This window comes from Ruegeria sp. CDSA021 (assembly GCF_059612325.1).
Map to the genome: position 1 here is coordinate 114,589 of NZ_JBXWQJ010000011.1, position 13,372 is coordinate 127,960.

Sequence of the window (13,372 nt, forward strand, 5' to 3'; positions counted from 1 at the left end):
AGTCTCAGCTAAACTCTTTACTTTTTTCGCCGCACTATATTCATTTTTAGCCAACTTGATAAATACCACTGCGTCAGACTTTGGGCTTGCGATGCATCGGCCAGGCGCGGAATTCGAACGGGACCCTGCCCTCGACCCTGTCGCGCGTCGGAGGCAAGCCAAACCTTTCTTTATATGTGCGGCTGAAATGCACGGGGCTGGAAAAGCCTGAGGCCAAAGCGACTTCTGCAATAGGAAGCTCAGTCTGTGTGACCAGACCACGGGCCCGATCCAGCCGAATGTCACGGTAGTAAAGCGCAGGTGTTTTCTTGATATACGTCGCGAACAACCGATCCAGCTGACGATGAGAAATCCCAGCACGCCTGCAAATCTCGGGAACGGGTACAGTTTCCTCCAGGTTGGCCTCCATCACCTGAATCGCCATTTTGAGCTTGGTTGGCGCCGTTGTTCCCAAAGGCTCAGTACCTTGCGGCTGCTGTTGTTCCGCCGGGCCACGCAACCGGTCATGAAACACGTATCTGGCTGCTGCGTTGGCAAGGGCGCTGCCATGTATCCCCTGAAGAATTTGCAGCCCAAAGTCGATTGCCGCCGATCCACCGCAGCAAGTGAGCCGATTGCCGTCCATGACATACAGGTTCTCGACAACTTCTATGTCCGGGTAAAGCTCTTGCAATGCATCAATGTGCTCATAGTGGACAGTCGCGCGCCGTCCATTCAGCAGACCGGCTTGCGCCAGAATGAAAGCGCCGGTATCCAAGGCGCCCAAAGTCGCACCGCTTCGTGCAAGCTGTCGCAAAACTGTTCCCAGTTTAGATGTCAGGTGCCGCTCTGGCGTCCAACTTGAGGACACAATGACAATGTCAGCTTCGGTCAAACGTTGTTTATCAAGCGCCCGAGTCTCGATACCCGCACCATTGCTGGATACGCAGAAGCCCCCCGTTTCGGACAGGAACTCCCATGTGAAATAAGGCTTTCCGTCCAGATAGTTCGCGGCCCGAAACGGGTCAATGAACCCCATGGTCGCCGCCATGTTGAAGCTGGGTGCAACAATGACCAACAAACGGGTTGATACCTGCGCCTCCTGAACCATCGATCCTGATCCCAACCTTGCTTCACCAAATTTCAGAAGAGTTCTTTTACTACCGATACACAAGGTTTCTTCAGACATGACCGTTGTCGATAAACTCGTCTCACCAGCGCGTGACATGAGATGTCAGGCAATTGCAAGTTGGTCGATCTCGGGTCACCTTGGTCCCAAAAGGAGACCTGATATGACACGGACTGCTTATCTCGACACGCTCAAACCAGCCCTTCTTTTCACGCTGATCACCTTGGTTGCAATTCTGCGCGCGCTTCCGGCACCGGCGGCAGGAACCGAAACGCTGACCGTGGCCGGTGGATGTTTTTGGTGCGTGGAATCGGATTTTGAATCCGTGCCGGGCGTCATCGAAGCAGTTTCAGGCTATACCGGCGGCAAGTCGGCAAATCCCACATATGATCAGGTCTCAAAAGGGGGAACCGGCCACTATGAGGCGGTCCAGATCACGTTTGATCCGGGTCAGGTCTCACGCGAAACGCTTCTGAACATGTTCTTCCGCTCGGTCGACCCAACAGATGCCGGAGGTCAGTTCTGCGACCGTGGAGACAGCTATCGCACTGCGGTTTTCGTCTCTAACACAGGGGAAAAGGCTTTGGCCACGGAAGCAAAAGCTGATGCGCAGCGGGCCTTGGGCCAAGCCGTTGTTACTCCGATCCTGAACGCGGGCACCTTTTATCCTGCTGAGGCGTATCATCAGGACTACTACAAGGGGAATAAACTGATCTTGACGCGGTTCGGCCCCAAGCGACAGCACAATGCCTACAAAGCCTACCGCAAAGCCTGCGGCCGTGACGCGCGTGTCAAACAGCTTTGGGGCACAGATGCGCCATTTGTCGGGTCTTAATCGAAGGACGCGTCGCGAACTTCTTTGAGATCAGGAATTACATCAGCCGTTCCGTGCCGCATCACCATTAGGGCTGCGGCGCGGTTTGCTTGTAAAATGGCCTGCTCCATCGGCATCCCGCGATCCATACCTGCAAGAACATAACCGGTGAATGTATCGCCCGCCCCAGTTGTATCCACGGCCTGCACCTTATGTGCCGCAAACTCGACCGGGTCGCTGCCCTGCTGCAAATACCGCGCGCCTTTTGAGCCCAGCGTGACGATGACGTGCCGAACCGGCATATCAGATGCGCTCAACCCGGTTTCCTGACGCAGTTGTTCAGCCTCGACCTCGTTGAGGATGAGGAAATCCAAATAGGGCAGAACCGCCTTCACCGCCTGTGCCTGAAACGGCGCTGCGGCATAACACACGGTTAATCCCAACCGGTGCCCCAATTGCGCAGCTTCCACCTGCGCGTTGGTTTCATTCTGCAAGATCAGCAGATCACCCGTGTTTGCCGATGACAGCGCCTGCCCCAGATGGCTGACATCCAACGCGTGGTTGGCACCTGGATAAAGGATGATCAGGTTCTCACCCTCAGCATCCACCGCAATGATCGCGTGCCCAGTAGGCAAATCCACCTCAGAAATAAAAAGCGTATCCACGCCATATTCCGTCAATCGATCTTTCGCCCAGCGCCCATCCTGGCCAACAGCGCCAATATGGCTGACACGCGATCCGGCCCGAGCTGCCGCCACCGACATGTTGGCCCCCTTGCCGCCCAGAAACCGATCCAGTCCAAGGGCAGCCAGGGTTTCCCCCGGCGCGGGCAGATGCGGCAAATCATAGACCATATCCGCGTTGATTGAGCCGAGGTTCCAGATTGTCATGACTTATCCAATGTCACATGAAGCCAGAATGGCCATGTTCAGAATATCGTTGGCGGTCGACACGGTCGAACAGACCTGAATCGGTTTGTCGATGCCCGACAGGATCGGACCGATCACGGTCGCGCCACCCATTTCCTGCATCAATTTAGTTGAGATCGACGCCGAGTGCCGCGCCGGAACGATCAGGATATTTGCCGGGCCGGTCAGACGCGAGAACGGATAGGCAACCTGCTGATCCACGTTCAGTGCCACATCCACGGTCATCTCGCCTTCATACTCGAAATCAACGCCGCGTTGGTCCAGAACCGCTGGCGCACGGTGCATTTTCTCAGCGCGCTCCGAAACCGGATAGCCAAAGGTAGAGAAACTGACAAATGCCACCCGGGGCTCCAGGCCCATGTGTTGGGCGACGGCTGCGGAACGCTCGGCAATGTTGGCCAGATCGTTTTCGTCCGGCCATTCATGCACCAGCGTGTCGCCAATCAGAACGATCCGACCCTTGTGCAACAATGCCGTCACACCAGCAGCGCCATGAGCGGCATCCGCGTCAAACACGTGGTTGATCCGGTCAAGCACATGTGCAGACTTGCGCGTTGCTCCGGTGACCAGGCCGTCGCCATGACCATGCGCCAACATCAGCGACGAAAATACGTGCCGATCCCGCGCCGCCAGGCGGTGAATATCCTTGCGATCAAAACCTTTACGCTGCAGGCGTTCGTAGAGGAAATTCGAATAGGTCTCGAGATGCGCCGTGTTGGCGGCATTCACCACCTCCAACTCGCGCACGGCATCGCCCAATCCCGCTTCTTCCAGCTTCAGTTTGACGTCGTCGGCTCGGCCAACCACCAGCGCTTTGCCAAAGCCCGAACGCTGATACATGACTGCTGCACGCAACACGCGGGGATCATCGCCCTCGGCGAAGATCATGCGGCTTTGCGCCTGACGCGCGCGCGCGTTCAAGCCACGCAGGATGCTGGCCGTCGGGTCCATCCGGGATTTGAGGCTCAACTCATAGGCTTCCATGTCAATGATCGGACGGCGTGCGGCGCCTGTGTTCATCCCGGCTTTCGCAACAGCTGGAGGAATACGGTGGATCAGGCGCGGGTCAAACGGCGTCGGGATGATATAGTCGCGCCCAAAGGTCAGCGATTTGCCATACGCCATGGCAACCTCATCCGGTACATCCTCGCGCGCCAGATTGGCCAGCGCATGGGCACAGGCAATTTTCATCTCGTCATTGATAGCCCTGGCGTGGATGTCCAAGGCGCCTCGAAACAGATAGGGGAAGCCCAGAACGTTGTTCACCTGGTTCGGGTAGTCGCTGCGCCCGGTCGCCACGATGGCATCAACGCGGACTTCGTGCGCTTCTTCTGGTGTGATCTCGGGATCGGGGTTCGCCATCGCGAAAATCACCGGATTATCGGCCATGCTGGCGACCATCTCCTGCGTGACTGCACCTTTGACCGACACGCCCAGGAACACATCCGCGTCTTTCATGGCATCTTCCAGCGTGCGCAGATCCGTGGTGATTGCGTGGGCGGACTTCCACTGGTTCATACCCTCGGTCCGGCCCTGATAGATCACGCCTTTGGTGTCACAGACGATGCAATTCTCGTGCCGCGCACCCATGGACTTAAGCAGCTCGATACAGGCGATCCCCGCGGCACCCGCACCGTTCAGGACGATTTTCACATCCTCGATCTTTTTGCCCGAGATATGCAGGGCGTTCAGCAGGCCCGCCGCACAGATCACCGCCGTACCGTGCTGGTCATCGTGGAAGACTGGGATGTCCATCTCTTCCTTCAGGCGCTGTTCGATGATGAAACATTCGGGCGCCTTAATGTCCTCAAGGTTGATACCACCGAATGTCGGTCCCATCAGGCGCACGGCGCGACAGAACTCATCCGGGTCTTCGGTGTCCAGTTCGATATCGATCGAGTTCACATCGGCGAACCGTTTGAACAGGACCGATTTACCCTCCATCACCGGCTTCGAGCCCAGTGCACCAAGGTTGCCAAGACCGAGAACCGCGGTTCCGTTTGAAATCACGGCCACCAAGTTGCCCTTGTTGGTATAGTCATAAGCCGTTTCGGGATTTGCCGCGATTGCTTCACATGGAACAGCCACACCAGGGCTGTAGGCCAGCGACAGATCGCGTTGCGTGGTCATGGGAACGGTGGCCTGCACCTCCCACTTGCCGGGGGTGGGGTCCAGGTGAAAGGCCAGCGCCTCTTCTTTGGTGATCTTCGCTTTGGGCATGGAATAGGTCGTTTCTTTACAACTGCGGGACTTGTGCGTGATAGCGCAGGCAACGGCGCGCCTCAACGAGAATACGTTTTCGCCTTTCGTCGCGGGGGCCGGGTTTGTAAGGTCGCGCCCGGAATACGCCAAAAGGGGGCCGCTTTTGTCCACAGTCACGCCGATGATGGCGCAATATCTCGAAATTAAAAAGGCCCACGCCGATGCCCTGCTGTTTTATCGCATGGGCGACTTTTACGAGATGTTCTTTGAAGATGCCGTCAATGCAGCCGAAGCGCTGGACATCGCCCTGACCAAGCGCGGCAAGCACAACGGCGAAGACATTCCGATGTGCGGCGTGCCGGTGCATTCGGCCGAAGGTTACTTGCTAACTCTGATCCGCAAGGGCTTTCGTGTCGCTGTCTGCGAACAGATGGAAAGCCCCGCAGAAGCCAAAAAAAGAGGCTCTAAATCAGTCGTAAAGCGAGATGTGGTGCGTCTGGTCACGCCCGGAACACTGACCGAAGACGCCCTGCTGGAGGCCCGCCGTCACAACTTTCTGGCCGCCTATGCCGAGGTGCGGGATGAAGCCGCGCTGGCTTGGGCCGACATCTCGACCGGCGCGTTTCACGTGATGCCTTTGACCGGCGCGCGCCTCAGCCCCGAACTGGCACGGCTGGCCCCTTCCGAGTTGATCGTGGCCGACGGAGTGCAAGACAAGATCAATGAACCGGTTCGGGATCTGGGGATTTCTCTGACGCCTGTGGGACGCGCCAGCTTTGACAGCGCAGCGGCGGAAAAGCGCATTTGCGGTTTGTTTCACGTCGGTGCGCTGGATGCGTTCGGGAATTTCGGTCGCGCCGAAGTTTCGGCGATGGGTGCACTGATCGACTATCTTGAGATCACGCAAAAAGGCAAATTGCCCCTGCTGCAAACCCCTCTCAAGGAATCAGAAGACCGCGTCGTGCAGATCGATGCCGCCACGCGCCGCAATCTGGAACTGACGCGGTCTCTCTCTGGTGGTCGCGCCGGGTCTTTGTTGTCCGTGGTCGATCGCACCGTGACACCGGGCGGAGCACGATTGCTGGAACAACGCCTGTCCAGCCCGTCCCGAAATCTGGACGTGATCCACGCACGCCTAGATGCAGTAAGCTTCGCAGCAGAAGACAGCCTGATTGCGTCAGACCTGCGTGAAGCACTGCGGAAAACACCGGATCTGGACCGCGCCTTGTCTCGCTTGTCGCTGGAACGGGGTGGTCCGCGCGATCTGGCTGCCATCCGCAACGGGTTGGAGCAAGCGGCCGCAATTGCCAGCTTGTGCAGTGTTCAAGAGTTGCCAGTATTGCTATCAACCGCCGTTCAAAACCTGACCGGGTTTGACGACCTCTTGACCCTTCTGGACGAAGCGCTGGTTGCGGAACCGCCCCTGCTGGCGCGTGACGGCGGCTTCATCGCCCCCGGTTTCGAAGCCGAACTGGACGAAGCCCGCACCCTGCGCGACGAAGGCCGCTCGGTCATCGCCGGCTTTCAGCAGAAATACGCGGAACACACGGGTATCACCTCGCTTAAGATCAAGCACAACAACGTGCTGGGGTATTTCATCGAAACCACGGCAACCCATGCCGAGAAAATGCTGAACCCACCGTTCAGCGAGACCTATATTCATCGTCAGACCACCGCCAATCAGGTGCGGTTCACCACTGTCGAACTCTCTGAGATCGAAACCCGTATCCTAAACGCCGGGAATCTGGCACTTGAGATCGAAAAGCGGCTCTATCAAGGGCTTTCTGATGATATTTTGGCCCTTGCGGCGCGACTTAATCAAGCCGCCCGTGGGTTGGCGGAACTGGATTTGACCGCTGCGCTCGCCGATTTGGCGCGCGGGGAAAACTGGTGCCGACCACAAGTGGACACATCGCGCACGTTCAGCGTGGAGGGCGGTCGACATCCGGTCGTTGAACACGCCCTGCGGCAGCAAAGCGGCGATGCCTTTATCGCCAACGACTGCGATCTCAGCGCAGATGACGGCGCGGCCATCTGGTTGCTGACCGGCCCCAACATGGCTGGTAAATCGACCTTCCTGCGCCAAAACGCCCTGATCGCTCTGCTGGCACAAATGGGTAGCTATGTGCCTGCTGAACAAGCCCATATCGGTGTTGTCAGCCAATTGTTCAGCCGGGTCGGCGCGTCGGATGACCTGGCCCGAGGACGCTCGACTTTCATGGTCGAAATGGTCGAAACCGCTGCAATTCTAAACCAGGCCGATGACCGCGCCCTGGTTATCCTCGACGAAATCGGGCGTGGAACAGCAACTTATGATGGTTTGTCCATTGCCTGGGCGACTCTGGAGCATCTGCACGCCACCAACAAATGCCGCGCTCTGTTCGCCACACACTATCACGAGCTTACGGCTTTGGCTGGTAAACTGGAAGGCGTGGACAACGCAACCGTTGCGGTCAAGGAATGGGAAGGTGAGGTGATCTTCCTGCACGAGGTCCACAAAGGCGCCGCCGACCGATCTTATGGTGTGCAAGTTGCACAGCTTGCCGGCCTGCCCACGTCGGTCGTGGAACGAGCCCGTATCGTATTGGATCAACTCGAGAAAACCGAGCGGGAAGGCGGCAAGCAGAAGGCCCTGATCGACGATCTGCCGTTGTTTTCAGCCGTGTCGCCACCTCCGCCACCTGCCCCAAAGGCATCTCCTGTAACTGATATGTTGGACGATGTCCTGCCCGACGAACTCAGCCCCCGCGAAGCGCTCGACCTGATCTACAAACTGAAAGAGGCGGCCAGATCCTGACCGCCCCTTCATCTTTTCAAAAATACTCCCGCCGGAGGGCTAGGCCTCGCAGAGGCCAATCAGCCCGCAGGTGTCGATGATACCCCAACCTGCGCCGGGCGCAGCAAACGGTCGTGCAACATGAAGCCTTCGGCAGATACCTGAATGATATCGCCCGCTTTGGTGCCCGGCACCGGTGCCTCAAACATCGCCTCATGCACATTGGGATCGAACCGGTCGCCAACCTCAGGTGTGATCACCTCAATCCCGTGCTTCTGGAACACATCCTTCAACGCACGCATCGTCAGCTCAACGCCTTCCAGCAGACCGGCGGCAACTTCTTTCTGCTCATCCGTCGCGGCTTCAAGCGCACGTTTCATGTTGTCGTAAACCGGCAGCATGTCGCGGGCCAGTTTCGACCCGCCATACTGTTCCGCATCGCGACGCGCCTTGTCGCCACGTTTGCGCGCATTCTCGGCATCTGCCAATGCGCGCATGAACTTGTCTTTGTAGTCGTCCCGCTCGGCACGCAGCGCGTCCAGCTCCAGTTCTTCTTCGCTGATGTCCATCAGCTCTTCGGCCAGCTCTTCCGCTTCGGCGGTTGCGATATCGTCCAGAAAATCTTCGTTCTTGGGCTCTGCCATCTCTTACCCTCTAGCTCCGGTCGGATATCAGTTTTCCGACCAGTTGCGCCGTATAATCCACGATCGGCACGATCCGTCCATAATTCAGACGCGTGGGTCCGATGACCCCGACCGCACCGATTATCTTTCGATCAGCGTTCATATATGGAGACACCACCAAAGAGGAACCCGAAAGTGAGAAAAGTTTGTTCTCAGACCCAATAAAAATGCGCACACCTTCGCCATCTTCGGTCAATTCAAGAAATTCTGCGATGTCCCGCTTGCGTTCCAGATCATCAAACAGGGTCCGAATCCGTTCAAGTTCCTCGGCCTGACCCGGTTCGTTCAACAGATTCGCTCGCCCGCGCACGATCAAACGGGCCGAGTCGCTACCATCTCCGTCCCAGGCAGCCATTCCGCTTTCCACCATCTCACGCGCCAGAATGTCGATTTCCTGCTTGCGTGCATCGATCTGCGTCTGCATCTGCCGGCGCACTTCGCTAAGCGTCCGCCCCTCGATGAGCGCATTGAGGAAGTTCGCGGCCTCGCGCATTGAACTGGGGGTTTGTCCGGGTGGCGGGCTGAACAGACGGTTTTCCACATGACCATCCGAGAAAACCAGAACCACCAAAGCCCGATCATGGCCCAGCGATACGAATTCAATATGCTTGATTTCCGATTCATGCTTGGGCGTCAAAACCAGCGAGGCCCCTTGTGTCACGTGTGACAAAGCCGAACCCACACGGTCGAGCATCCCGCCAACATCGCCCGTATTAGAGCCTAAAGTCTGTTCCAGTTTTTGCCGATCATCCGCGCCCAGATCTCCGACCTCAAGCAACCCGTCCACAAACATCCGCAGACCCTGCTGCGTTGGAATTCGACCGGCACTGACATGAGGGCTGTCCAAAAGGCCCAGGAATTCCAGATCCTGCATCACATTGCGAACGGTGGCGGCGCTTACTTTCTCGGACAAGGTACGCGTCAACGTACGGCTGCCGACGGGTTCACCGCTTTCCAGATAGCTCTCGACAATCAGCCGGAACACTTCCCGTGACCGGGTGTTCATTTCGTCCAGAATCTTGCTTGCTTCGCTCATGCGTCTTCCCCTGCTCATCCGTCATTAAATAGCAGGCAAATGAAAGGTCAATCGGGGTTGCATCGTAACGCTGCGGGGCGTTATCCCCAACCCAGCAAACAAAGGAATTCCGATGCGACCCTCTGGAAGAGATTTAAGCGAAATGCGCGCCGTTTCAATCGAAACGGGGTTCACCAAACATGCCGAAGGTTCCTGCCTGATCAAAATGGGCGACACACACGTTTTGTGCACTGCAACGATCGAGGATCGCGTGCCGCCCTTTATCAAGGGTTCGGGCCTGGGCTGGGTCACAGCAGAGTACGGTATGCTGCCCCGCGCCACAAACACCCGGATGCGGCGCGAAGCTGCCAGCGGTAAACAAGGCGGTCGTACCGTGGAAATCCAGCGTCTGATCGGCCGTGCCCTGCGTGCCGGTGTGGATCGCGTTGCGCTGGGTGAGCGTCAGATCACCGTCGACTGCGATGTGATTCAAGCAGATGGTGGGACGCGCTGCGCCTCGATCACCGGCGGATGGGTGGCCCTGCGCCTGGCTGTGAACAAGCTGATGAAAACGGGCGACGTGATCTCGGATCCCTTGGTAGACCCTGTTGCGGCTGTGTCCTGCGGTATTTATGCCGGTCAGCCGGTGCTGGATTTGGATTATCCCGAAGACAGCGAAGCCGGTGTCGATGGCAACTTCATCATGACCGGATCGGGTAAACTGATCGAAGTGCAGATGAGTGCCGAAGGTTCTGTCTTTAGTCGTGCGCAAATGGATCAGCTGATGGATCTGGCCGAAAAGGGTGTCGGCGAGTTGGCTGCTGCCCAGAAAGCCGCAACGGCATGACCCGCACGTTCGATGGGGACAGGCTGCTGGTCGCCACCCATAACAAAGGCAAACTTGAAGAGGTGACGCATCTCCTCGAGCCATTTGGTGTCACTGTTGTGGGTGCTGGGGATATGAACTTGCCCGAGCCGGAAGAAACCGAGGACACATTTGTAGGCAACGCGCGGATCAAAGCCCACACCGCCGCCAATGCCACGGGTCTGCCTGCCCTATCGGACGATTCCGGGATCACCATTGATGCGCTGGACGGCGCGCCCGGTGTCTACACTGCGGATTGGGCGGAAACCGGCAACGGCCGCGATTTCCTGATGGCCATGACCCGCGCGCATGATGAGTTGGAGGCAAAAAACGCCCCACACCCCCGCACCGCGCAATTCCGTAGTACTCTGGTGCTGGCCTGGCCCGACGGCCATGATGAAGTGTTCGAAGGCATCGCCCCCGGCCACTTGGTCTGGCCCATACGTGGTGAAGGCGGATTTGGCTACGACCCGATGTTTGTTCCTGACGGATACGACATTACATTTGCCGAGATGGATCGCTGGGAAAAGAACAAGATCAGCCACCGCGGCCGCGCGGTTGAGAAGTTCGTGAAAGGCTGCTTTGGCGGATGATTGGCGCAACGGGGGCTTTGGCCTGTATGTCCATTGGCCTTTTTGCGAGGCCAAATGCCCCTATTGCGATTTCAACAGCCATGTTTCGAATAAAATTGATCAAAAACAATGGCTTGAATCTTATCTGAGCGAGCTGAAACGCTCTGCCGCTGAAACGCCAGGTCGGGTACTGAACACGATCTTCTTTGGGGGTGGTACCCCCTCCCTGATGGACCCGGAAACCGTTTCTGCGGTAATTGATGAGGCGCGCGCGCTCTGGCGCCCCTCCAACGACATGGAAATCACGCTAGAGGCCAATCCCGGATCGGTCGAGGCTGGCCGGTTTGCGGCCTATCGGGACGCAGGCGTCAATAGAATCTCGATGGGGGTTCAGGCCCTGAATGACGAAGATTTGCGTCGCCTGGGCCGCATTCATTCAGTTGCCGAGGCCCGCGCCGCCTTTGACATCGCCCGGACCTGCTTTGATCGCGTGAGTTTTGATCTGATCTATGCCAGACAGCACCAAACACCCGAAGCCTGGCGTGCGGAACTAAACGAAGCCCTGTCGATGGCCGTGGACCACCTGTCGCTGTACCAATTGACGATCGAAGACGGAACTGCCTTTGGCGACCGCTATGCCGTTGGAAAACTACGTGGTCTGCCAGAGGACGACAGCGCCGCCGACATGTATCTGATCACGCAGGAAATTTGTGAAGCACATGGGTTACCCGCTTATGAGGTGTCCAACCACGCGCGCACGCGCGCGCAATCGCAACACAACCTGATCTATTGGCGTTACGGAGACTATGTGGGCATTGGTCCCGGTGCCCATGGGCGACTTACTCTGAACGAACAGAAATACGCGACCGAGACCTACCTGAATCCACAGCGCTGGCTTGATGCGGCTACGCGCAGCAGCGGAGAGAAGGGGCGAACAGCGCTATCTCTTGAAGATCAGGCCAATGAATACCTTATGATGGGTATGAGGATTTCAGAAGGTCTAGATATAGATAGGTGGGAGCGCTTAGCGGGTCGAAAACTCTCAGAAGATACCATTGACCACCTGATCGGGATCAAAAAGATTGAACATGAAAACGGCAGGCTTCGGGCAACAGCTGACGGTCGTGCCGTACTGAACGCCGTCATTCGGGAGCTTTTGAGCTAACCATGCATTACCTTTGGGCCGGACTGGGACTTTTATGTGTTGCGCTGGCGACGGTTGGGGTAGTCCTTCCCCTTCTGCCTACTGTTCCATTCCTGCTATTGGCTGCATTTTTCTTTGCCCGATCTTCTTCACGCTTGCACACTTGGCTGCTGACTCATCAACTGTTCGGATCGTTGATACAAGACTGGCAGAGCTCTGGCGCTATTCGACCTGCGGCAAAAAAGGCGGCGACTGTTTCAGTCGCCTCCGTTTTTGGTCTCTCAATTTGGATGTCCGCCCCGAATTTCGTTCTGGCCATTCAAGCCGTCGTCCTGGGCGGTGTAATGGCCTTTATCTGGACGCGACCTAACGGCTGAGCTTGGCACACAGATCGTCAAGCTGGTCTAGGTTCTCATACGTCAGGACAACCTGACCCGTTTCAGTTCCAGCCTTGTGATTGATCGAGACCTTCATCGCCAGAATTGCAGACAGATCTTTTTCCAACGCCCGTGTATCCGCATCCTTGCCCGCGTCCAGGTTTCTGGATCGCGGCGTAGGACGCCCAGCATCACATTGTTGCTGCTTCTTAACCAAAGCTTCGGTTGCACGCACCGACAGACCCCCTTGGATGATCTGCTTCGCCAACTCCGAAGGGTTTTCGGCCGTAATCAGCGCCCGCGCATGTCCTGCCGATATTTTCCCTTCAATAACAAGATCTTGAACATCCAACGGCAAAGACAAAAGACGCAGAAGGTTGGCGATGTGGCTACGACTTTTACCCAAGGCCTCGGCAAGTTTTTCCTGCGTGTGGCCAAAGCGATCCATTAGCTGCTTATAGCCAGCGGCTTCTTCCACGGCGTTCAGGTCCGCACGCTGGATGTTTTCTATGATTGCAACTTCCAGAACTTCGGTGTCGTCGAAATCCCGCACAATGACCGGAATTTCATGCAGCTGAGCCATTTGCGCCGCGCGCCAACGGCGTTCACCTGCAACGATCTCATATTCATCGACCCCGGTTGAACGCACAATCAAAGGCTGGATAATGCCCTTTTCCTTAACCGAAGCGGCCAGCTCGTCCAGCTGTTCGGGCAGGAAAGTGCGGCGGGGCTGATTGGGGTTGGCCTTCAGCTTTTCAACAGGAACCTTCAGATCAGGCCGACGCGCTTCGGTCAGTACTCGCCCTTCCGTTTCGGGATTTACATCTGCCATAAGAGCGGACAGCCCGCGCCCCAACCCTCTGGATTTTGCTTTCTTGGCGCTCATG

General features: G+C 57.1%; 12 protein-coding genes. 6 read left to right on the forward strand and 6 right to left on the reverse strand.

All coding sequences use genetic code 11. From position 1 onward, the window contains the following. Positions 1–73 precede the first annotated feature (73 nt). Positions 74–1,168, reverse strand: coding sequence for a GlxA family transcriptional regulator (locus AC2FLD_RS15425; protein ID WP_496670211.1), 1,095 nt, complete (start codon positions 1,166–1,168; stop codon positions 74–76). Positions 1,169–1,271: 103 nt separating this feature from the next. On the opposite strand from AC2FLD_RS15425, the gene msrA reads away from it, so the two are divergent. Beyond that, positions 1,272–1,943: a peptide-methionine (S)-S-oxide reductase MsrA gene (gene msrA, locus AC2FLD_RS15430; protein WP_496670212.1), complete on the forward strand. Its 672-nt coding sequence runs from the start codon at positions 1,272–1,274 to the stop codon at positions 1,941–1,943. Here msrA and AC2FLD_RS15435 read toward each other — a convergent pair. Both AC2FLD_RS15435 and AC2FLD_RS15440 read right to left on the reverse strand, forming a co-directional pair. Continuing rightward, entirely contained in the window at positions 1,940–2,812 is an 873-nt protein-coding gene (locus AC2FLD_RS15435; RefSeq protein WP_050604635.1) for a ribokinase, read from the reverse strand. The genes msrA and AC2FLD_RS15435 overlap by 4 nt on opposite strands. A 3-nt stretch (positions 2,813–2,815) precedes the next feature. Further along, entirely contained in the window at positions 2,816–5,071 is a 2,256-nt protein-coding gene (locus AC2FLD_RS15440) for an NADP-dependent malic enzyme (RefSeq protein WP_496670213.1), read from the reverse strand. Between the two features lie 163 nt (positions 5,072–5,234). Between AC2FLD_RS15440 and mutS the strand changes: the two genes are divergently transcribed. Further along, the gene (gene mutS / locus AC2FLD_RS15445) at positions 5,235–7,850 is read left to right on the forward strand and encodes a DNA mismatch repair protein MutS (RefSeq protein WP_496670291.1); all 2,616 of its coding nucleotides are present in this window, start codon (positions 5,235–5,237) and stop codon (positions 7,848–7,850) included. A 59-nt stretch (positions 7,851–7,909) separates the two neighbouring features. Here the strand turns inward: mutS and AC2FLD_RS15450 are convergent, their stop codons facing one another. Continuing rightward, complete coding sequence (locus tag AC2FLD_RS15450) at positions 7,910–8,473, reverse strand: nucleotide exchange factor GrpE (protein WP_496670214.1); 564 nt, start codon at positions 8,471–8,473, stop codon at positions 7,910–7,912. 10 nt (positions 8,474–8,483) lie between these two features. Continuing rightward, a complete protein-coding gene (gene hrcA, locus AC2FLD_RS15455) occupies positions 8,484–9,548 on the reverse strand; it encodes a heat-inducible transcriptional repressor HrcA (protein WP_496670215.1) in 1,065 nt (354 codons plus the stop codon). A 112-nt stretch (positions 9,549–9,660) separates the two neighbouring features. Between hrcA and rph the strand changes: the two genes are divergently transcribed. Genes rph through AC2FLD_RS15475 form a run of 4 tightly spaced genes read left to right on the forward strand, consistent with a single transcriptional unit; the run spans position 9,661 to position 12,485 of the window. Further along, positions 9,661–10,374, forward strand: coding sequence for a ribonuclease PH (gene rph, locus AC2FLD_RS15460; RefSeq protein ID WP_050604640.1), 714 nt, complete (start codon positions 9,661–9,663; stop codon positions 10,372–10,374). Next, entirely contained in the window at positions 10,371–10,985 is a 615-nt protein-coding gene (rdgB, locus tag AC2FLD_RS15465; RefSeq protein ID WP_496670216.1) for an RdgB/HAM1 family non-canonical purine NTP pyrophosphatase, read from the forward strand. The genes rph and rdgB overlap by 4 nt, the downstream gene beginning before the upstream one ends. Further along, positions 10,975–12,129 carry a radical SAM family heme chaperone HemW gene (gene hemW / locus AC2FLD_RS15470; protein WP_496670217.1) on the forward strand — a complete coding sequence of 385 codons (1,155 nt, stop codon included), beginning with the start codon at positions 10,975–10,977 and terminating at the stop codon, positions 12,127–12,129. The genes rdgB and hemW overlap by 11 nt, the downstream gene beginning before the upstream one ends. 2 nt (positions 12,130–12,131) lie before the next feature. Further along, entirely contained in the window at positions 12,132–12,485 is a 354-nt protein-coding gene (locus tag AC2FLD_RS15475; RefSeq protein WP_496803722.1) for a YbaN family protein, read from the forward strand. Here AC2FLD_RS15475 and AC2FLD_RS15480 read toward each other — a convergent pair. Beyond that, the gene (locus tag AC2FLD_RS15480) at positions 12,475–13,371 is read right to left on the reverse strand and encodes a ParB/RepB/Spo0J family partition protein (RefSeq protein ID WP_496670219.1); all 897 of its coding nucleotides are present in this window, start codon (positions 13,369–13,371) and stop codon (positions 12,475–12,477) included. The two genes, AC2FLD_RS15475 and AC2FLD_RS15480, sit on opposite strands and share 11 nt — an antisense overlap. Position 13,372: the final 1 nt, after the last annotated feature.